The 17,942-nt window shown below is 71.2% G+C and carries 23 protein-coding genes and 1 tRNA gene; 11 read left to right on the forward strand and 13 right to left on the reverse strand.

Translation table 11 applies throughout. The annotated features are described in order from the left end of the window. A partial coding sequence (locus SD626R_RS06840; protein WP_176697289.1) for a sulfatase-like hydrolase/transferase occupies positions 1 to 608 on the forward strand: 608 nt, incomplete at its 5' end. Further along, positions 608 to 1,030, forward strand: coding sequence for a GtrA family protein (locus tag SD626R_RS06845; RefSeq protein ID WP_092565047.1), 423 nt, complete (start codon positions 608 to 610; stop codon positions 1,028 to 1,030). The genes SD626R_RS06840 and SD626R_RS06845, both read left to right, overlap by 1 nt. Before the next feature lie 21 nt (positions 1,031 to 1,051). Here SD626R_RS06845 and SD626R_RS06850 read toward each other — a convergent pair whose 3' ends face one another. The 4 genes from SD626R_RS06850 to trmY form a co-directional block, all read right to left on the reverse strand. Continuing rightward, entirely contained in the window at positions 1,052 to 1,753 is a 702-nt protein-coding gene (locus tag SD626R_RS06850; RefSeq protein ID WP_092565048.1) for a TVP38/TMEM64 family protein, read from the reverse strand. Positions 1,754 to 1,956: 203 nt separating this feature from the next. Beyond that, positions 1,957 to 2,029 (reverse strand) — tRNA-Pro (locus tag SD626R_RS06855). A gap of 436 nt (positions 2,030 to 2,465) precedes the next feature. Then, a complete protein-coding gene (locus SD626R_RS06860) occupies positions 2,466 to 2,930 on the reverse strand; it encodes a CHY zinc finger protein (RefSeq protein ID WP_092565050.1) in 465 nt (154 codons plus the stop codon). Next, positions 2,911 to 3,534, reverse strand: a complete 624-nt coding sequence (gene trmY / locus SD626R_RS06865) for a tRNA (pseudouridine(54)-N(1))-methyltransferase TrmY (protein WP_092565052.1) — start codon at positions 3,532 to 3,534, stop codon at positions 2,911 to 2,913. The genes SD626R_RS06860 and trmY overlap by 20 nt, the downstream gene beginning before the upstream one ends. Before the next feature lie 51 nt (positions 3,535 to 3,585). Between trmY and SD626R_RS16765 the strand changes: the two genes are divergently transcribed. Next, positions 3,586 to 3,729 (forward strand): hypothetical protein, encoded by a 144-nt coding sequence (locus tag SD626R_RS16765; protein WP_176697290.1) that lies wholly within the window; start codon positions 3,586 to 3,588, stop codon positions 3,727 to 3,729. A gap of 33 nt (positions 3,730 to 3,762) precedes the next feature. On the opposite strand, the gene pyrF is transcribed toward SD626R_RS16765, so the two are convergent. The 4 genes from pyrF to SD626R_RS06885 form a co-directional block, all read right to left on the reverse strand. Beyond that, the gene (gene pyrF / locus SD626R_RS06870; RefSeq protein ID WP_092565054.1) at positions 3,763 to 4,593 is read right to left on the reverse strand and encodes an orotidine-5'-phosphate decarboxylase; all 831 of its coding nucleotides are present in this window, start codon (positions 4,591 to 4,593) and stop codon (positions 3,763 to 3,765) included. A 78-nt stretch (positions 4,594 to 4,671) separates the two neighbouring features. After that, complete coding sequence (locus SD626R_RS06875; protein WP_176697291.1) at positions 4,672 to 5,469, reverse strand: class I SAM-dependent methyltransferase; 798 nt, start codon at positions 5,467 to 5,469, stop codon at positions 4,672 to 4,674. Next, positions 5,427 to 6,212 (reverse strand): hypothetical protein, encoded by a 786-nt coding sequence (locus SD626R_RS06880; protein WP_092565056.1) that lies wholly within the window; start codon positions 6,210 to 6,212, stop codon positions 5,427 to 5,429. Before SD626R_RS06880 ends, SD626R_RS06875 begins: the two co-directional genes overlap by 43 nt. Before the next feature lie 71 nt (positions 6,213 to 6,283). Then, positions 6,284 to 7,936, reverse strand: a complete 1,653-nt coding sequence (locus SD626R_RS06885; RefSeq protein WP_092565058.1) for a succinic semialdehyde dehydrogenase — start codon at positions 7,934 to 7,936, stop codon at positions 6,284 to 6,286. 127 nt (positions 7,937 to 8,063) lie between these two features. On the opposite strand from SD626R_RS06885, the gene SD626R_RS06890 reads away from it, so the two are divergent. The 4 genes from SD626R_RS06890 to speB all read left to right on the forward strand — a co-directional run bounded on the left by SD626R_RS06890 (position 8,064) and on the right by speB (position 10,803). Next, on the forward strand, positions 8,064 to 9,206 hold the full coding sequence (locus tag SD626R_RS06890; protein ID WP_092565060.1) for an aminotransferase class I/II-fold pyridoxal phosphate-dependent enzyme: 1,143 nt from the start codon (positions 8,064 to 8,066) through the stop codon (positions 9,204 to 9,206). A 1-nt stretch (position 9,207) separates the two neighbouring features. After that, a complete protein-coding gene (locus SD626R_RS06895; RefSeq protein WP_092565062.1) occupies positions 9,208 to 9,492 on the forward strand; it encodes a hypothetical protein in 285 nt (94 codons plus the stop codon). Between the two features lie 94 nt (positions 9,493 to 9,586). Continuing rightward, complete coding sequence (locus SD626R_RS06900; RefSeq protein WP_092565064.1) at positions 9,587 to 9,964, forward strand: translation initiation factor IF-5A; 378 nt, start codon at positions 9,587 to 9,589, stop codon at positions 9,962 to 9,964. A gap of 8 nt (positions 9,965 to 9,972) precedes the next feature. Then, positions 9,973 to 10,803 (forward strand): agmatinase, encoded by an 831-nt coding sequence (speB, locus tag SD626R_RS06905; protein WP_092565066.1) that lies wholly within the window; start codon positions 9,973 to 9,975, stop codon positions 10,801 to 10,803. 45 nt (positions 10,804 to 10,848) lie between these two features. On the opposite strand, the gene SD626R_RS06910 is transcribed toward speB, so the two are convergent. Further along, positions 10,849 to 11,100: a SelT/SelW/SelH family protein gene (locus SD626R_RS06910; protein ID WP_092565068.1), complete on the reverse strand. Its 252-nt coding sequence runs from the start codon at positions 11,098 to 11,100 to the stop codon at positions 10,849 to 10,851. Between the two features lie 105 nt (positions 11,101 to 11,205). Then, a complete protein-coding gene (locus SD626R_RS06915) occupies positions 11,206 to 12,801 on the reverse strand; it encodes an amidohydrolase (RefSeq protein ID WP_092565070.1) in 1,596 nt (531 codons plus the stop codon). Positions 12,802 to 12,921: 120 nt separating this feature from the next. Between SD626R_RS06915 and SD626R_RS06920 the strand changes: the two genes are divergently transcribed. Together SD626R_RS06920 and SD626R_RS06925 are read left to right on the forward strand one after the other, a co-directional pair. After that, a complete protein-coding gene (locus SD626R_RS06920; RefSeq protein WP_092565072.1) occupies positions 12,922 to 13,371 on the forward strand; it encodes a universal stress protein in 450 nt (149 codons plus the stop codon). A gap of 178 nt (positions 13,372 to 13,549) precedes the next feature. Then, entirely contained in the window at positions 13,550 to 13,888 is a 339-nt protein-coding gene (locus tag SD626R_RS06925) for a DUF8153 family protein (RefSeq protein WP_241996652.1), read from the forward strand. A 45-nt stretch (positions 13,889 to 13,933) separates the two neighbouring features. On the opposite strand, the gene SD626R_RS06930 is transcribed toward SD626R_RS06925, so the two are convergent. Together SD626R_RS06930 and SD626R_RS06935 are read right to left on the reverse strand one after the other, a co-directional pair. Continuing rightward, complete coding sequence (locus SD626R_RS06930) at positions 13,934 to 14,302, reverse strand: hypothetical protein (RefSeq protein ID WP_092565074.1); 369 nt, start codon at positions 14,300 to 14,302, stop codon at positions 13,934 to 13,936. Positions 14,303 to 14,369: 67 nt separating this feature from the next. Beyond that, positions 14,370 to 15,323: an alpha/beta hydrolase gene (locus SD626R_RS06935; RefSeq protein ID WP_092565076.1), complete on the reverse strand. Its 954-nt coding sequence runs from the start codon at positions 15,321 to 15,323 to the stop codon at positions 14,370 to 14,372. A 49-nt stretch (positions 15,324 to 15,372) separates the two neighbouring features. On the opposite strand from SD626R_RS06935, the gene SD626R_RS06940 reads away from it, so the two are divergent. Next, a complete protein-coding gene (locus SD626R_RS06940) occupies positions 15,373 to 16,833 on the forward strand; it encodes a DEAD/DEAH box helicase family protein (protein WP_092565078.1) in 1,461 nt (486 codons plus the stop codon). Between the two features lie 120 nt (positions 16,834 to 16,953). Continuing rightward, complete coding sequence (locus SD626R_RS06945) at positions 16,954 to 17,163, forward strand: hypothetical protein (protein ID WP_092565080.1); 210 nt, start codon at positions 16,954 to 16,956, stop codon at positions 17,161 to 17,163. 30 nt (positions 17,164 to 17,193) lie between these two features. Here SD626R_RS06945 and udk read toward each other — a convergent pair whose 3' ends face one another. Beyond that, the gene (gene udk / locus SD626R_RS06950) at positions 17,194 to 17,889 is read right to left on the reverse strand and encodes a uridine kinase (protein WP_092565082.1); all 696 of its coding nucleotides are present in this window, start codon (positions 17,887 to 17,889) and stop codon (positions 17,194 to 17,196) included. Between the last annotated feature and the right edge of the window lie 53 nt (positions 17,890 to 17,942).

Consider the following 17,942-nt stretch of genomic DNA (forward strand, 5'->3'; position numbering starts at 1 on the left):
CGATCGTCGTCGCGGGCGACCACGGCGAGGAGTTCCAGGAGCACGGCCACCTCGCGCACTACCCGAAGCTGTACGACGAGCTGATCCGCGTCCCGCTCATCGTGAACGTCCCCGGCGAGGACGGCGGGCGCGTGTCCGAACACGTCGGGCTCGACGCGATTCCGCCGACCGTGGCCGACCTGCTCGGCGTCGAGTCGCCGTCGGAGTGGCGCGGGGAGTCGGTCGCGCCCGCGGTCCGGGGCGAGGCCGACCCCGACCAGGACCCCGTCGTCTCCGTCACCGTCCGCGGCGAGGAGGTGACCGAGCAGCCGATCCCGCGGTCGATGGCCGACGGCGACCTCCTCATGAGCGTCCGCGACGCGGAGTGGACCTACATCGAGAACGCCGACACGGGCGAGACGGAGCTGTACCACCGCCCCTCGGACCCCACCCAGCAGGAGGACCGCTCCGCGGACCCGACCGACGAGGAGCTGGCAGTCGTCGAGCGGTTCGCGCCCGTCGCCGCCGACCACGTCGCCGAGCTCCGCGATCGGGAGGCCGACGCCGCCGGGGACGACGAGGTCGACGAGGACCTCGAAGCCCGGCTCGAAGCGCTCGGCTATCGGTGATGGTCCGGGCGATCCTCCGCAACCTCGTCAGCGGACCGGTCGCCGTTCAGATGCGTCGGTTCGTCATCGTGGGCGCATTCACCGCGGGGGTACAGCAGATCCTGCTGTGGGCGTTCGTCGACGCCGCCGAGATCAACTACCTGATCGGCGCGACGGTCGCCATCGAGATCACGATCCTCCTGTCGTACGTGTTCAACAACGCCTGGACGTTCGAGGCGACTCAGCACACGGGCACCGGCCAGTACCTCCGCGGCATGCTCAAGACGAACCTCGTCCGGGGAACCGCGATCCCGATTCAGCTCGGCGTCCTCTACGCGCTCGTGGAGTGGGGCGAGATCATGTACCTCGTCGCGAACGTCGTCGCGATCTTCGTCAGCGGGCTCTACCGGTTCGCCCTCGACTCGCAGTGGACGTGGGGGTGAGGACCGTCCCGCCGCCGGACCTCAGAACGGGAGCCGCGGCTCGACGCGCGCGATGACGTCGCGGATCGCCTCCTGCTTGTAGTAGCCGATCACCGACGCGAGCACGACGACGAGGATGAGCGCGATCCCGGAGAGGAAGCGCCCGCTCGCGAGCTCGCCGCCGGCGTACACTGTGAGCACGTACGCGGGGAGCCGGCCGACGGCGATGACGCCCATGAACGCGGGGAGCGTCCACTTCGTGAGGCCGCTCAGGAAGCAGATGGCGTCGTCCGGAAGCCCGGGGATGATCACGAACGCGAACAGCCCCGGAAGCCCGACCGCGTCGACGAAGCCGTCGAACCGCTCGACGACGTCCTCGTGGAGCACGTCCTCGACGAACGACCGACCGTAGCGCTTCGACAGCGAGAACGCGATCGCGCTCCCGATGAGCACGCCCGTGACGCTGTAGACGGTGCCCCAGAGCGGCCCGAAGAGGAACCCCGCGACGAGGGCGACGACCTGTCCCGGGATCGGCGCGACGATCACCTGGAGCGCCTGGATGGCGATGAACACGAGCGGGGCGAGCACGCCGAACTGCCGGAGCCAGAGGCGGAGCGCCTCGGCGTTCACCAGGAACGCGGCGTATTCGCGGACGAAGAGGTAGAGGGCGACGAAGCCGACCGCGACGGCGACGGCGGCGAGAATCCCCCGTCGTCTGTCCGACGCGGAGGCGAAGACCTTCATTCGTGTTACACCCGGCCAGCGGCGGACTTGAAGCTTGTTAAAATAGGGATCCGAACCGAAAATGTGAGTCACTGTCTCATACGTATCGGTACAAGAACGGTCGGGTCAATTCTCTGGCCGTCCGTCGTTCGATCGGTGTCAGGGCGAACCGCGGGTCTGCGATCAGATATCGCTACTCGGAGCGAGAACGGATGCGGGAGAAGTGGGCCGGCACGAATTTGAATCGTGGTTACGGCCACCCGAAGGCCGAAGGATACCAAGCTACCCCACCGGCCCGCAACTGACAGAAGGCCGTTCGCTCTTTTAACCTTTCCGAAACGGGGGGCGATCGAAGGGCCTCGGCCGGGTAACGGCCGGCTAGATCGCCCGCGAACCGCTGGAGACGGCGAGCGCTTTCGAAGCCCCAGCAGCTCGGCTATGTATCGTTTTCGGCGGTGGTACCGAAAAGGTCGGCAAAGCCCCAGCCGCGAGGGCGGCGTACACTCGTTTTGCTCCTCGGTCGCTCACTTCGTTCGCTCCCTGCGGTGCTTACGTCGTCTACGCCGCCCTCGCGGCTGCCCCTTTGAGTCCCGCCCCCGCACCGCCCCGCACGACACCTCACGCCTCCCCAGCCTCGTCGCTGGCGGCAGCAGCCGCCAGCGACTCCCTCGCGCGGCGCTCCTCGTGGCCTACCGGCCACTCGGAGGCGCGCGCCACCGCACCGCGCAGTCAGTTATGAACCGTCGCTCTCGCCTTTCTCGCCCGATGCCGATGTCTCGAAGTACCGATCGCGATGCTTCCGGCACCCGGGGTTGAAATCGGCGCCACAGCACGGACAGGCGTCGTCACCCGAGGAACCGTGTTCCTCGCTTTCAGGGGCGCGTTGCCCCTCTTCGTCGCCGTCGAGGTACTCGCCGGCGGTCAGCGTCGCCCCGCAGGCGCCACAGAGCACCGCCGGCTCGTCGAAGCGGTCGCGCGGCCACGGCTCGGCCTCGTGGTCGGCGGTCGCGTCGTGACAGGCGTCGCAGGGGTAGTACGTCTCACAACAGCCGAACCGGAGCGCGACCACGTCGACGGGGTCGTCCCAGTGGGCGCAGCGCGTCTCAGGGTCGCCGGCGACGCCGCGCAGGGGGACCGCGAACCGGTCGTCCGTCGCGGGCGCGGTCGTGGTCCGGCGGTCAGTAGGCGTCGTACCCATCGGTGTCGAGCCAGTTGTGGACGACCGAAACGGTGTGGTCGGCGTGGAGCAGTTCGGGACCGACGCGCACGCGGCGGTCCGCGCGCTCGGCGAGAGCGCTCTCCTCATCGTCGGTGAAATCGCGGTGGTCCGAGAGCACGAACACGGGGTCCTCGGGCGGTGCGGCGTCGACGAGGGGGTCGCCGTCCTCGTGGAGCTGGACGAGCGTCGGGTCGGCGGACGTACCGCCGGCGCCGCCCGCGTCGAGCAGTCGGTCGAGCGTCGCCTCCAGCCCCATCCGTCGGAGCTCGACGCCCGGCGACGCGTCGGCGGGCATGTGGCCGATCGCGTCGGGCTTCGCGGCGAGCGCGTCGCGGATCCGGGCGGCGACGTTGCGCTCGTCCGGGTGGAGGTGCCGGAGGCTGTCCGAATCGAAGCTGACCGTGAGCGCGTCGGCGACGACGAGGTGAACGCGCACGGCCTCGCGGATCCCGTGCGAGAGGAAGACGCCGGTCGCGACGCACCGACAGAGCAGATCGAGCCGCCCCGCGCCGGGCAGGTCCGACAGCGAGATCGCGTCCGGGTCGGTCGGCGCCTCGTGGCCGACGACGACGAACTGGCGCATACGGTCGGCTCGACCCGGACCCTGATAAGGAACGCGACCCGAGCGGGAGACATGAGCGTCGCCGGACTCTGTCAGGTGTGCGAGGCGGCGCAGGCCCGCCACGGCTGCCCGCGGTGCGGGCGCGCTGTCTGCGACGACCACTGGAACGGGCCTGCGGGGGCCTGCGCGGCGTGTCTGGGCGGCCGCCAGCGGTAGGGCCCCGAAGCCCCGCCGGCCTCGGCGGGCCGCCTACCGGTGTCGGTTCAGCCGCTTTTTCAGTCGCTTCGCCGCGTCGCCGGCGGCGCCGAAGTACGTCGCCTCGTCGCCCGGCCGGCTCGACTCCTCGCCGGCGAAGATGACCCCGCGCGAGGAGTTGACGACCCCCACGTCGACCGCGGCGTTCGGGCGAGCGGCGAGCCCGTGCTCGACCGCGGCCTCCGCGTCGCCGCCCTGCGCGCCCACGCCGGGGACGAGGAAGGGGATCTCGGGGACGACCTCGCGGACCTCGGCCAGCTCCTCGGGCGCGGTCGCGCCGACGACGAGCCCGACGTTGTCGTTCCCGTTCCACACGTCCGCGAGCGCCGCGACGCGCTCGTAGAGGGGCTCGCCGGAGGCGAGTTCGAGGTCCTGGAGGTCGCTGCCGCCGGGGTTCGAGGTGCGACAGAGGACGAAGACGCCCTTCTCCGCGCGGTCGAGGAACGGCTGCAGGGAATCGCGGCCGAGGTACGGGTTCACCGTGATCGCGTCGGCGTCGTCGAGCGCCGCGGCGTACCGCCGGGTGGTGTTGCCGATGTCGGCGCGCTTGGCGTCCAAGAGGACCGGGATGTCCTTCCCGTGAGCGTAGGCGATCGTCTCCCGGAGCGCGCGCCAGCCGTCGGCGTCCTCGTAGAACGCGGCGTTCGGCTTGTAGCAGGCGGCGTGCTCGTGAGTCGCGTCGATGACCCGGCGGTTGAACGCCCACCGAGGCAGGTCGGCGTCGCCGACGAACTCGGGGAGCCGGCTCGGATCCGGGTCGAGCCCGACGGAGACGACGCTGTCCGTCGACTCGATCCGGGCCGCAAGCGTCTCGAAGAAGCTCATGCCCGCCACTGCGTCCGGGGGCGCGCTAAACGTTGCGTTCCGCCCCGCGACTCACGCCTCTCGGTCGCCGCGCGTCAGTCACTCGCGGCGGCCGTCCGCGGATCGGTGTCCGGCGCAGGTTGTGATCGTCCCGAACAGGTATCGCTCTTCGGTCGCGGTCTCCATCCGGTCCGCGAGCGCTCGGTGCGCGGCCGCCGTCCGCGCGTCGAGCCTACCGAGCGGGTCGTCCGACCCCAAGTCGAACAGCCGCCCGTTCAGTCGGGCGAACCCGGCGAGGGCGGCGTTCGCGGGGCGGCTCCCGCGCGGTGCGAACGCCGCGACGACGACCGCCTCGGCCAGGTCGCACCAATCGCTCACCACCGCGTACGGGTCCGGGAACAGCGACGTGACGAACGTCGCGAGCACCGCGTCGGCCGACCGGATCGGCGGGTCCGTGGCATCTCCCCGCACGAATTCGACGTTCTCCCACCCGCGGCGCTCGGCCAGCCCTCGCGCCCGGCCGAGCATCGCGCCGGTGATATCGACACCGACGACGCGTCCGTTCGGGCCTACGGCCTCCCGGAGCGCCGGGACGTTGACCCCGGGCCCGCAGCCGAACTCGACGACCGTGTCGCCCGGGTCGAGATCGAGCGCGTCCACGCAGGCCGCCCGCACGCCCCCGACCGAGGCGGTCGCCCGCGCGAACCAGTCGTAGACCCGCGCCCACGCGGCGTAGCCGCGCTGGATCCGGTGTGTTACTGGCTCGTCATCGGCCGTCTCGGCGGGTTCGTGATCCGAGCCCGTCGCGCCCGTCCGCGCCGCCGACCGCGATCGCGGTCGCCGCCGGTCTCGGGTCACGATCGGGCGCGCACCGCGGCGGGGGGCGTCTTCGGCCACCACAACTCCGGGCCGTCGCGCGCGACGGTGGAGTAACACCGCTCGCTCCCGTCGCAGTCCCGCGGCCGCTGGTAGTCGATCCCGCGCTCCGCGAGGTAGGTCACGTAGCCGTCGTCGACGCGGTCGAGCTTCTCGTGGCACACCCACTTCTCGCCGTAGAGACCCGCCCCCACGCCGCGGTAGGGACAGGTGAACTCCGTCCGCTCCGCGCCGGCCTCGCTCCCGGTCTCGTCGATGTCGACGCCCACCGACCGGTACGCGAGCCTGAGCCGTCGAACGATCCGCTTCGGTGACGACGCGCCGAGGAAGAGCCCGTGCGCGAGTACGTAGCCGAAGTCGTGAAGCAGCCGCTCGAACCGCGTCAGGTCGTCCGGGTCGTCGTCGAGGATCGAGCGCACCGTCGCGTACCAGCCCGCGATCTCCGCCACCTCGTTGGCGGCCTCGTCGGCCGCCGCGAGTGCCCGACGCTTCTCCGGGAGGGGTGCGGCGCCGTCCGAGAGCCGGAACGACGGCACCGCCTCGACGTGTTCGAGCACGTCCTCGCGGAGGACGTCGCCGGCGGCGTACGACTCCGTCAACTCCCCGAGCTCCGGGTACCACTCGCGCGTCAGCCTGCCGTACGTCCCGTCGAGGAGGTCGTCGACGCGGTCGCCGTCGGCGTCCGAGCGGTTCGCCCCGTCGCCGTCGGCCGCGGGGAACGCGTCGACGACCCGCCGCAGTTCGGCGGGATCCGGTCCTGCCATGGTCTCACGTGGCGAGCGACGGACTTGAATCCGGAGGTCGCCGGTGCGGGGCCGACCGTCGGGCGTCCGGCCTACCGCAGCCCGATCCGCTCCTTGAGCCGCCGCACCCCACGGCTCGCTCTCCGACCGAACGTGATCGCCGCGAACGCGCCGCGGACGAACCAGTCGGTCGGGATCCGGTCCGGGAAGCCGAGCGGCCCGACGCGAGACACTCCCACCGTCCGCGACTCCGCGTATCGCCGGATCCCCTCCGGACCGTGGCGGCGGCCGAGCCCCGAGTCGCCGAACCCTCCCATCGGGGCGTCGACCGCGCCCCAGGTCGCGAGGAAGCCGTCGTTGACGTTGACCGTGCCGCAGTCGATCTCGCGGGCGATCCGGGCGCCCCGCTCGCGGTCGGCGGTCCACACGCTCGCGTTGAGCCCGTACGGCGAGTCGTTGGCGGCGGCGACCGCGGCGTCGGCGTCCGGGACCGGCGTCACGACGGCCACCGGTCCGAACGTCTCCTCGCAGGCGACCGTCGCGTCGGGCTCGACGCCGGTCAGGACGGTCGGCTCGTAGCAGTACGGCGCCACGTCCGGGCGGTGGCTCCCGCCCGTTTCGACGGTCGCGCCCGCCTCCCGTGCCTCGTCGACGTGGCTCCGGACGCGCTCCAGCTGGTCGGCGTCGATCAGCGAGCCGAGGTCGGCGTCGTAGTCGTAGCCGGTGCCGAGCGTGAGCGCCTCCGTCTCTCGGACGAAGGCGTCGAGGAACGGCTCGTAGGCCGGCTCCTCGACGTAGATCCGCTCGGCCGAGAGGCAGAGCTGGCCGGCGTTCGAGAAGCAGGCGTCGACCGCGCCGCGGGCCGCCTCGTCGACGTCGGCGTCGCCGAGGACGACGAGGGGGTTGTTGCCGCCGAGCTCCAGCGAGCAGCCGATGAGGTTCCGACCCGCCCGTTCGGCGACGGTCCGGCCGGTCTCCGTGCTCCCGGTGAACGCCACATAGTCGACGGCGTCGATCAGCGCGGAACCGACGGTCGCCCCATCGCCCGTGACGACCTGGAAGAGGTCGTCGGGAAGCCCGGCGACCTCCAGCAGTTCGGAGAGCGCGAGCGCCCCGTACGGGGTCTTCTCGTCTGGCTTGCAGACGACCGCGTTGCCCGCGGCGAGCGCCGGGAGCGCGTCCGCCATCGACAGCGTCAGCGGGTAGTTCCACGGCGAGATGACGCCGACGACGCCGACCGGCTCGTAGGTGACCGTCGCGGTCGAGAGCCCCGGGAGGACGCCGCGCCGGCGCTCGTCGGCGAGCGCGCCGGGCGCCTCGTCCGCGAGGTACGTGCAGCCGGCCGGCACGTCGAACAGCTCCTCGACCGCCGTCCGGCGCGACTTCCCGGTCTCCAGCTGGTGGAGGTCGAGGAGCTCCTCGCGGTGCGCCGCGACGAGGTCGCCGAACCGGTCGATCACGGCGGCGCGCTCGGTCGCGGGGGTCTCGGCCCACTCGGCCTGTGCCGCCCGCGCGCGCTCGACCGCGGCGGCGACGTCGTCGCCGTCGCAGTCCGGGACCGAACCGATGCGCTCGGTCGTCGCCGGCGCGAACACGTCGACGGCGGCGCCCGGCGCGTCGCCCTCGCCTGACGCGTCGCTCTCGTCGGGCGCCGCGCGACGCACGCGCTCGGCGAGGTCGTCGAGCCGTCGAATCGAGAGGTGCGGCGCGTCCGCGAGCGCGGTGGGCGGATCCGTCGAGGGCATTGAACACTTCGGGGGAGGGGCGGGGGCCGGAAAGCGGTGCCGGTGGACGGCCCCGATCGACCCACCGGTCGCGGGCGCGGACGCGAGCAACCGCAGCACCTAACCTCGCGCCCGCCCGAGTGGGCTCATGCGCATCGACCCGTTCGGCCTCGAACGCTGGTTCGCGGAGTACGAACACGAGGCCGACATCATGCTGGCCGAGAGCGGGATCCGGTCGCTCGACGCGAGCCGGTTCGACCTCGACCCCGGGAAGCTCGACTACGTGATCCCGACGAACGGCGACCCCGAGTTCCGCGCGTCGGTCGGCGACCGGTACGGCCGGAGCGCCGACGAGGTGCTGTTCACCTGCGGGACCCAGGAGGCGAACTTCCTGACGTTCCTCTCGCTGCTCGGGGACGCCGAGGCCCCAGACGCCGACCCGCCCGTCGGCTCCGGCACCCACGCGGTCGTCGTCACCCCGACGTACCAGGCGCTCCACGCCGTGCCGGACGCGTTCGGCGAGGTCACTCGCGTCGAGCTGGAGGCGCCCGAGTGGGAGCTGGACCCGGCCGCGATCGCCGACGCGGCCCGCGACGACACCGCCGTGATCGTCGTCAACAACCCGAACAACCCCACCGGCCGGTACCACGACGAGGCGGCGATGCGGGCGGTCTACGACGTCGCCGTCGACCGCGACGCCTACCTGCTCTGCGACGAGGTGTACCGATTGCTCGACGACGACCCGCACCCGCCGGTCGCGAGCTTCGGGAGCCACGGGATATCGACCACGAGCCTCACGAAGGCGTACGGGCTCGCCGGGCTCCGGTTCGGCTGGATCGCCGGCCCCGAGGCGGTCGTCGAGCGCGCGTGGCGGTGGAAGGATTACACCACTATCTCGCCGAGCCTGTTCGGCCAGCACGTGGCGAAGCAGGCGCTCGGTCGACGCGAGCCGCGCATCCTGGAGGAGAACCGCGAGCTGGCGGCGACGAACCGCGCGATAGTCGCCGACTGGCTCGACCGCCACGGCCTCGACTGGTACGACCCGGTCGGCGTCAACGGGTTCGTGACGGTCCCCGACGGCTTCGACGACGCCGAGGCGTTCTGCCGGAGCGTCGTCGAGACGGAGAGCGTCGTGCTCGCGCCCGGCGGGCTGTTCGGATTCCCGGGCCGGTTCCGGATCGGCTTCGGGCTGCCGACCGAGGAGCTGGAGGAGGGCCTCCGGCGGGTGAGCCGCGTGATCGAGGGCGACGGCGAGAGCGCGGGCGCTGTCGACGCGGAGCGGGGTGCCTGAGATGGGCTTTTTCAGCGACCTCAAGGAGGACGCGGTCGGCTTCGTCCGCGACCCGACCGACGAGCAGAAGGCGCTGTTCGCGGCCGTCGTGGTCATGGCGATCGCCGACCGCGCGCTCTGGTGGATCGACTTCCCGTTCGTCGTGCGGACGACCGCGGCGGTCGGGATCGGGTTCATCGGGCTGTTCGTCGCGAGCTACCTCATCACCGGGAAGTTCGTCCCGCCGGACGGGAACGCGGACGACGAGGACGAGCCGGAGGAGTACGTCGACGAGATGGACCCGTAGCCGGTCCCCGGTCGGAACGGTCGAAACCGTCCCGGTCCGCCCCGCACAACGCCGTTCCAAACCGTTTATACACGCGCCGGAGAAAGTAGCGCGCATGCCGCGAGAGCAGAAGCAGGTTCGCGAACTCCAGGAGGGCAGCTACGTGATGATGGACAGTTCGCCCTGCAAGATCAACCACTACAGCACAGCGAAACCGGGGAAACACGGGAGCGCCAAGGCGCGCGTCGAGGGGAAGGGCGTCTTCGACGAGAAGAAGCGATCGCTCTCCCAGCCGGTCGACGCGAAGGTCTGGGTCCCGATCATCCAGCGGAAGCAGGGACAGGTCGTCTCCGTCTCCGGGGACGACGCGCAAGTCATGGACCTCGACACCTACGAGACGTTCACGATGCGCATCCCCGAGGGCGAGGACTTCTCGTCGGACGACAACATCGAGTACCTCGAGTACGAGGGCCAGCGCAAGGTCGTCGGGTAGTTCGGGCCATGTTTCCGGGAGCGACGACGGACCGCGAAGCTGCTTCGTACGTGGTCGTCGGCGCTCCCCTGGACGCCACGACCACCTTTCAGCCGGGCACCCGGTTCGGACCGGACCGGGTCCGGCGATTCGCCGATACTTACGACGACTACGACCGCAGAACGGCCAGCGACTTCTCCGCGCTCGGCGTCCACGACGCCGGCGACGTGCGCCCGTGGGACGATGTCGAGGGGTACCTCGACCACCTCGCCGCCGAGATCCGGAGCGTCGCCCTCGACGACGCCGTCCCCCTCCTCGTCGGCGGCGAGCACACCGTCACCTACGCCGGCGTCGAGGCGGTCGACCCCGATGTCCTGGTCGTCTGCGACGCCCACCTCGACCTGCGCGACGCGTACGACGGGACCCCGTGGAGCCACGCCTGCGTCACCCGTCGGTGTCTCGACGACCTCGGCGCCGACCGGGCCGTGATCGTCGGCGCGCGCACCGGCTCCGAGGCCGAGTGGGAGCGCGCGGCCGAGGGCGACGTCCGAGTCGTGCCGCCCGAGGAGGCGCGCGACTGGCTCGACGACCTCGACGCGGACACGTTTAAAAACGAGTCCGTCTACTGCTCGGTCGATATCGACGGGCTCGACCCCGGATTCGCGCCCGGGACGGGGACGATGGAGCCGTTCGGGCTCGCCCCGCGCGAGGCCCGCGACCTCGTGCGCGCCGTCGCGCCGCGCGCCGACGGCTTCGACGTCGTCGAGGTGAACGACCGCGACGACGGCCAGGCTGCGGCGCTGGCCGGCAAGCTCCTCCGGGAGTTCGCGCGGGCCCACGCCGCGGCCGACGGCGACTGATCCTCCCGAGAGCCGGCCGCTTACGACGGCTCCGGGACCGACTACCTACGACAGCTCCGTGAGCCGACCCCGGGCCGCGGTGACGGCCTCCATCGCGTCGATCCACTCGCGCGGGTCCGTACACCAGATACGGTCGCCCTCGACGCTGACGCAGAACACGGAGTCGGTCGAGGGCGAGAGGGTGACCCCGTCGACGTCGGGTCTGTCGCCGAGGTACGAGTCGATCAGGCGTCGGGCGGTCTCCGCCTCCGGCTGGAGGCGGCTGCCGGCGGCGTACTCGATGGCTATCTCTGCCATATCGCCGGCTAAGAACTACATGATTAATAACCATTGTTTTCTGGCAGGGTTTGCGTCGTTATCGGACCGATAGCTCCGTCACGCCGACGCGGCGCCGAGAGCGACTCAGCGCCCGTCGTAGACGACCTCGCCGTCGACGACCGTCAGCGCGACGTCGACGTCGCGGATCGACTCCGGCTCCGCCCACGGGGAGGGGTCGAGCGCGACCAGGTCGGCGCGCTTTCCGACCGCGACCGTGCCGAGCCGGTCCTCGTCGAAGCCCGCGTACGCCGCGCCGCGGGTGTACGCGCGCAGCGCCTCGGTCACCGTCAGCCGCTGTGTCTCCGCCGGCGCGTTGACCGCGTGGTGGACGCCGAGCAGGGGGTCCATCGGCATCCCGTCGGAGCCGAACGCGAGGCGCACGCCCGCGTCGAGCATGTCGCGGTAGCGGTTCGTCGCGGCCGTGCGCTCGGGACCGAGCCGCGCCTCGTAGAGGCCGTCCTCGCCGGCCCACTTGAGGAAGTTCGGCTGGACGCTGGCGACGACGCCGGCGTCGGCGAGCCGCTCGATCGCGTCGTCGTCCGCGAGCTCGACGTGTTCGATCCGGTGGCGCGCCTCGCCCGGGTCGGTCTCGGACGCCTCCTCGTACGCGTCGAGGACGGCGTCGACCGCCTCGTCCCCGATGGCGTGGGCCGTGAACTGGTAGTCCGCCGCGGTCGCCTCTGCGACCGTCTCGGCCAGCTCGTCGGGGGCGACGACCCACTGGCCGGTCTCCTCGGGAGCGTCCGCGTACGGCTCCGAGAGCCGGGCGGTCCGGCCGCCGAAGCTCCCGTCCGTGTACGACTTGATCGCGCCGGTCTCGACCATTCCGCTCCCGTCGTTCGTGCCGAGGCCGACCTCGCGGAGGGCGTCGAGGTGGTCGCTCCAGTAGTTGATTCGGACGCGCGCGGTCAAGCCGCCGGCCGCGTCGAGCTCGCGGTAGGCCCGCGGCGCGTGGGAGTTCCGCACCATGTCGTGGAATCCGGTGATCCCCTTCGCGGCGCAGTCGGCCAGCGCGGCCTCGACGATGGCCTTCGTCTCGGTCGGCCCGGACTCGAACGCCTCGTAGATCGGGTCGATCGCGCTCTCCAGCAGGACGCCGGTGGGCTCGCCGTCGGCGTCGGTCGGGACCGTCTCGTCGGGGACCGCGGCGAGCGCGCCCGCGAACCGGTCGAGCGCGACCCCGTTGACCGCGGCGACGTGCATGTCCTCGCGGAAGGCGGCGACCGGTCGCTCCGTCGAGACGCGGTCGAGGTCGTCGCGCGTCAGGTAGCGCTCCTCGTCCCACGTCGACTCGTCGTAGCCGTAGCCGAGGACGGGGTCGTCTGAGTCGCCGTCGGCGTCCCCCGAACGGCCCGTCTCCTCGGCCCCCACGTCCGCCGCCCGCTCCGTCAGCAGATCGACCGCCTCGTCGGGGGAATCGGCGGTCGAGAGGTCGGCGTGCACGAGGTAGCGCCCGACCGTCGTCAGGTGGGTGTGCGCGTCGACGAAGCCGGGGAGGAGGACGCGCCCGTCGAGGTCGACGACGTCGGTGTCGACCCCTTCGAGAAACTCGACCTCGCGGGTGCGCCCCACCCGAACGATCGCCCCGTCCCGGACCGCGACCGCCTCGTGCGTCTCGTCGGGCGCCGCGAGCGTGTGGACCTCCCCGTTCACGAACAGTCTGTCCGCGGCCGCTGTCATGGCCGAACCCCGGAGTACCAGCGTGTTAACCGTTCGGGAAACGGCCACCGCGGGCGGCCGGAGACCGGCGTCGCGGGAACCGCCGATCGATTTATTCGGCGACCCCGTGAACTCCCGCGTATGTACGACCGCATCCTGCTCCCCACGGACGGTAGCGAGGGCGTCGACCGCGCGATCGATCACGCCGTCGACGCCGCCGAGCGCTACGACGCGACCCTCCACGTGTTGTACGTCGTCGATACCGACGTGATCAACGCCTACTCCGGCGACGAGTTCGTCGACGGCGCGGAGGGTGCCGAGGAGACGCTGGAGGAGCGCGGCCGCGAGGCGCTCGACGCGGTGGCGGCCCACGCCCGCGACGCCGGCGTCGACGTCGTCACCGACCTGGTGTTCGGCGTCCCTCACGAGGAGATCCTCGGCTACGTCGACGACGAGGACATCGACCTGACGGTGATAGGGTCGAAGACGCGCTCCGGCGACTACCGGCGGATGCTCGGCTCCGTCACCGAGCGCGTCTCGCGCCGGTCGACCGCGCCAGTCAGTATCGTGAAGACGACGGTCGCGGAGTGAGGCGGGTTCGGTGACCCCGGCGTCGGTCGACGCCCCTCGGTCTGTGCGTGTCGGTGCGGGCCACGCCCGCTTCGCGGAATCGCTTCCCTTCGGTCTCGTTGAACGCCTCGAAATTAGCGGACGTTCCCGACGAGAGACGACCCCGATCACTCAAGTGGAGCGTGGACGACGCGCCGGTATGCGACGGTCCATCCGGTACGCCCTCTCGGCGGTCGTCGGTCTCGGAGCGATGGCGCTGACGGTCGTCGTCGACGACGGAAACGTCGGTCTCGTGGCGATGATTCCGCTCATATACGGGACCACGACGGCGTTCGCACTCGACAACGTCGCGCTGATCCGAACCATGTACGGCGAGGGGTCGTCGCGAACGGTCGGGATGGTCGGCGGGGGTATCGGCGCGGGAAGCCTGACCGGTCTGTTCCAGCAGTCGTTCGCGGCGGGAGTCGCGGGATACGGCCTCTTCGTCTTCGGGATGGCGCTCGTCACCGCGGAGATCGGTAGCCGGATGGGCGAGTGAGACACCGCCAGCGTGTGCCCAGATCGATTCCCGCTCCCCGTTCACTCAGATCGCGCCGAGCGACCGGACGAAGGGCACGCCGACGGCGTCGACGCCCGCGAACGGCAGCACCGAGAGCACCAGCACCGCCGACGCCCACGCGACGAACCCGATGATTCCCGCGTGGACCCACGAGGACCCGTAGCGCGCCCGAATGACCCAGACCCACGCGATCAGCGGCATGAAGTCGCCGACCAGCGGGAGCCACGAGAGGAACAGCGCCGCGAGCGCCCAGACGATCGCGCCGAACAGCGCCGTGAACACGGCGTGCCCGTAGTCGCGCGTTCCGGTGACGACCGCGGCGGCGACGAAGATCCCCAGTCCGCCGACGAGCAGTCCGACGACGAACGTGACGGCGGATCCGATGAGCGTCATGACGCCCCTCTCTCGGGGAGGTACTTGGGGCCGTCGCCGCGGTCCGCGACCCGTTGCGGTCGACCGCCTACAGCCGCTCTCGCACGTCGCCGGCGACCGCCGACAGCGCCTCGTCCGCGGTCTCGACGCGGTCGGCGAGGCTGCAGAACCCGTGGGCCATCGCCGGGTAGTGGCGGTGTTCGACCGGCGTCCCCTCGCGCTCGAACCGCTCCGCGAGCGCGACGCCGTCGTCGCGGAGGGGGTCGAACCCGGCGGTGACGACCGTCGCGGCCGGGAGGTCGCCGAGGTCGGCCGCCCGCAGCGGCACCGCGAACGGGTTGTGCGCGTCCACCGGGCTCCGGAGGTAGCGGTCGTAGAACCACCGCATGTCCTCCCGAGTAAGCAGGGGACCGTCGGCGTTCTCGCGGTAGGATCCGGTCTCGAAGTCGTGGCCCGCGATCGGATAGCAGAGGAACTGGGCGGCGAGCTCGACGGGATCGTCGCCCAGCTCGCGGCCGTACAGACACGTCGCGAGGGCGAGCGCCGCTCCCGCGCTGGTACCGGAGACGCCCAGTCGCTCGGGATCGCCGCCGAACGCGGCCGCGTTGTCGGCGACCCACTCCGCGGCCGCGGCCGCCTCGTCGACGGCGACGGGGAACGGGTGTTCGGGCGCGAGCCGGTAGTCGACGGAGACGACGACCGCGTCGGCGCGGGTCGCTAGCTCCCGGCACGGGCCGTCGATGGAGTCGAGCGTGCCGAGCGTCCAGCCGCCGCCGTGGAAGTGGACGAGGGTGCGGGCGGGCGGCGTCGACCGGTCGAGCGCTTCCGCCGGCCGATACACCCGCACCGGGACCTCGCCGTGGGGGCCGTCGAACGCGAGGTCCCGGACGTCGGCGACGGGGGGCTCGGGGTCGCCGGCGAACACCTCGTCTTCGACGCGTCTCGCCGCGTCGACGGAGAGCGCGTGCCACTCCGGGAGCCCCAGCGCCTCGATCTCGTCGACGACGGTCGCGAGTTCGGGATCGAGTTCGTCCGCGCGCATGCCGGACGGAGGCGGTGCCCCTTTGTAAGTCGGTCGGCAACGTCCGGCGATGAACGTCCGGCTGACCTACGAGGACGGGACGATCCGGGTCGCGGCCGGCGGCTCGGCCGACGGCGACGCGGACGGGTCGGCCGACGACGAGGTGACTGACGGCGAGGCGACCGCCGGCGAATCGACCGACGGCGACGCCCTCGAATCGCTCCCGCCGCTGCCGGGCGTCGAGACCGACCCGCGCTCGGGGACCGGGCGGGCGCCGGCGTACCGCTACGCCGCGATCCGTCGGGCGCTGGAGGTCGCCGGCGCGAGCGTCGACGACCGCGTGCTGGACGCGAGCGACCGGGCCGCGCGCGAGACCGGGCTGCCGGACGCGCTCGCGACCGACTACGAACTCCGCGACTATCAGAGCGAGGCGCTCGACGCGTGGCACGAGGCGGGCGACCGCGGGGTGCTCGAACTCCCGACCGGGGCCGGCAAGACCGTGATCGCGATCCGCGCGATGGTCGAGCTCGGGGTTCCGACGCTCGTCGTCGTCCCCACGGTCGACCTCCTCGACCAGTGGCAGCGCGAGCTGGAGACGGAGTTCGACGCGCCGATCGGGCGGTTCGGCGGCGGCGAGCAGCGGCGGGAGGCGATCACGGTGTCTACGTACGACTCGGCGTACCTGAAGGCCGAGGACGTGGGCGACGCCTTCGAGCTCGTCGTCTTCGACGAGGTCCACCACCTCGGCGGCGAGGGGTACCGGGACGTCGCGCGGCTGCTCGCGGCGCCCGCGCGGCTCGGCCTCACCGCGACGTTCGAGCGCCCCGACGGCGCCCACGAGACGGTCGCGGAGCTGATCGGCGAACGCGTCTACGCGCTCGACGTCGACGACCTCGCGGGCGACCACCTCGCGCCCTACGACATCCGCCGGATCGAGGTCGAGCTGACGCCGGACGAGCGCGAGCGCTACGACGAGAAGCAGGGCGCGTTCGTCGAGTACGTCCGCGATGCGGGAATCACGTTTACGAGCGGGAGCGACTATCAGGAGCTCGTCAAACGCTCCGGGAACGACCCGGCGGCCCGCGAGGCGCTCCTGGCGAAACAGGACGCCCGCGAGGTCATGATGAACGCGGACCGGAAGGTCGAGCGGTTGGAGGTGATCCTCGACCGCCACCGCGACGACCGCGTCATCGTCTTCACCGCCCACACCGACCTCGTCTACCGGCTCTCGGAGCGGTTCCTGCTGCCCGCGATCACCGCGGAGACGGGCGCGAAGGAGCGACGGGAGATCTTAGAGCGCTTCCGAGAGGGCACCTACGGCCGGGTGGTCGCCGCCAACGTCCTCGACGAGGGCGTCGACGTGCCCGACGCCAACGTCGCCGTCGTGCTCTCGGGATCGGGCAGCGAGCGGGAGTTCACCCAGCGGCTCGGACGGGTGCTCCGCCCCAAGGAGGACGGCGGTCGGGCGATCCTCTACGAGGTCGTCAGCGCGGAGACCGCGGAGGAGCGCGTGGCGAGCCGGCGGCGGTAACGCGTGGCCGGGGCCCGACAGGGGCCGTCCGTCATTACTTGAACGGCCGCGGATACCCCGTCTCTCACGGCGTGAGAAAATGTCGATACAGCTATACTTTCCGGCGCTGAACCGTCTGAAGTGACGTGTACTCACTGTGGCGCGGCGGACCCCGACAGCTACGTCCTCCGCTTCTCTCCGGAGGGCCGGGACGCTCAGCGGTTGGAGTTGAAGCTCTGCAACGACTGTCTCGAACGGTTCCTCGGCGAGGGAAACGCCGAACTCGTCTCTCCGAACATCGTGGCGATCGACAGCGACCCGTCCGACGAGTCGCTCGACGGTCGGCGTTAGACGGGTTCGCTCGCGGTGAGCGCGGCCCGTTCAGTCGTCGTCCACGTCGAGCGAGCGCTTCTCGCCGAGCTCCTCCTCTAAGCTCCCGCGCTCCCAACTCCGGACGGCGTCGCCCTCGACTTCCGCCCGAAGCTTCTCCTCGAGGAGGTTCACGGCGACGCTGTTGGCGCCCTCCGGGATGATCACGTCGGCGTGCTTCTTCGAGGGCTCGATGAACTGCTCGTGCATCGGCTTCACCGTCGAGAGGTACTGGTCGATGACGCCCTCCAGGTCGCGGCCGCGGTCGATCACGTCTCGGCGGATCCGCCGCAGAATACGCACGTCGGCGTCGGTTTCGACGAACAGCCGGAGGTCCATCATGTCGTTTATGTCCTCGTCGTACAGCGCCAAGATCCCCTCCAACACGATGACGTCGGTGGGTTCGACCTCGATCCGATCCTGCTTCCGGTTGTGGATCTCGAAGTCGTACTGGGGCATCCGGACGGACTGACCCTCCAACAGCGCTTCGAGGTGCTCGCGGAGGAGCTCCCACTCGAACGCCGACGGGTGGTCGTAGTTGACCGACTGCCGCTCCTCGAAGTCCAGATGCGAGAGGTCCTCGTAGTAGTTGTCCAGCGGGATGCGGGTGACGCTGTCGCCGAGGTCGCGGGTGACGAGCCGGGAGACGGTCGTCTTGCCCGCGCCGGTCCCTCCCGCGATCCCGATCACGAACGAGGGAATGGCCATATCTCCGCTCGAACGTCGGAGGGTTTGAACCCTCCTCTTCGTCCCGCGGTAGG

It is taken from the genome of Halorubrum sp. SD626R, from assembly GCF_001261915.1.
Taxonomy (GTDB): Archaea; Halobacteriota; Halobacteria; order Halobacteriales; family Haloferacaceae; genus Halorubrum.

What these genes read in the sequence shown, in the direction of transcription:
- udk (WP_092565082.1), bottom strand. Translation starts at nt 17,889, where the DNA reads ATGGCCATTCCCTCGTTCGTGATCGGGATCGCGGGAGGGACCGGCGCG.
- SD626R_RS06880 (WP_092565056.1), bottom strand. Translation starts at nt 6,212, where the DNA reads ATGGCAGGACCGGATCCCGCCGAACTGCGGCGGGTCGTCGACGCGTTC.
- SD626R_RS06920 (WP_092565072.1), top strand. Translation starts at nt 12,922, where the DNA reads ATGTACGACCGCATCCTGCTCCCCACGGACGGTAGCGAGGGCGTCGAC.
- pyrF (WP_092565054.1), bottom strand. Translation starts at nt 4,593, where the DNA reads ATGAGCTTCTTCGAGACGCTTGCGGCCCGGATCGAGTCGACGGACAGC.
- SD626R_RS06910 (WP_092565068.1), bottom strand. Translation starts at nt 11,100, where the DNA reads ATGGCAGAGATAGCCATCGAGTACGCCGCCGGCAGCCGCCTCCAGCCG.
- trmY (WP_092565052.1), bottom strand. Translation starts at nt 3,534, where the DNA reads ATGCGCCAGTTCGTCGTCGTCGGCCACGAGGCGCCGACCGACCCGGAC.
- SD626R_RS06845 (WP_092565047.1), top strand. Translation starts at nt 608, where the DNA reads ATGGTCCGGGCGATCCTCCGCAACCTCGTCAGCGGACCGGTCGCCGTT.
- speB (WP_092565066.1), top strand. Translation starts at nt 9,973, where the DNA reads ATGTTTCCGGGAGCGACGACGGACCGCGAAGCTGCTTCGTACGTGGTC.
- SD626R_RS06915 (WP_092565070.1), bottom strand. Translation starts at nt 12,801, where the DNA reads ATGACAGCGGCCGCGGACAGACTGTTCGTGAACGGGGAGGTCCACACG.
- SD626R_RS06940 (WP_092565078.1), top strand. Translation starts at nt 15,373, where the DNA reads ATGAACGTCCGGCTGACCTACGAGGACGGGACGATCCGGGTCGCGGCC.
- SD626R_RS06930 (WP_092565074.1), bottom strand. Translation starts at nt 14,302, where the DNA reads ATGACGCTCATCGGATCCGCCGTCACGTTCGTCGTCGGACTGCTCGTC.
- SD626R_RS06895 (WP_092565062.1), top strand. Translation starts at nt 9,208, where the DNA reads ATGGGCTTTTTCAGCGACCTCAAGGAGGACGCGGTCGGCTTCGTCCGC.
- SD626R_RS06885 (WP_092565058.1), bottom strand. Translation starts at nt 7,936, where the DNA reads ATGCCCTCGACGGATCCGCCCACCGCGCTCGCGGACGCGCCGCACCTC.
- SD626R_RS06935 (WP_092565076.1), bottom strand. Translation starts at nt 15,323, where the DNA reads ATGCGCGCGGACGAACTCGATCCCGAACTCGCGACCGTCGTCGACGAG.
- SD626R_RS06890 (WP_092565060.1), top strand. Translation starts at nt 8,064, where the DNA reads ATGCGCATCGACCCGTTCGGCCTCGAACGCTGGTTCGCGGAGTACGAA.
- SD626R_RS06925 (WP_241996652.1), top strand. Translation starts at nt 13,550, where the DNA reads ATGCGACGGTCCATCCGGTACGCCCTCTCGGCGGTCGTCGGTCTCGGA.
- SD626R_RS06860 (WP_092565050.1), bottom strand. Translation starts at nt 2,930, where the DNA reads ATGGGTACGACGCCTACTGACCGCCGGACCACGACCGCGCCCGCGACG.
- SD626R_RS16765 (WP_176697290.1), top strand. Translation starts at nt 3,586, where the DNA reads ATGAGCGTCGCCGGACTCTGTCAGGTGTGCGAGGCGGCGCAGGCCCGC.
- SD626R_RS06850 (WP_092565048.1), bottom strand. Translation starts at nt 1,753, where the DNA reads ATGAAGGTCTTCGCCTCCGCGTCGGACAGACGACGGGGGATTCTCGCC.
- SD626R_RS06900 (WP_092565064.1), top strand. Translation starts at nt 9,587, where the DNA reads ATGCCGCGAGAGCAGAAGCAGGTTCGCGAACTCCAGGAGGGCAGCTAC.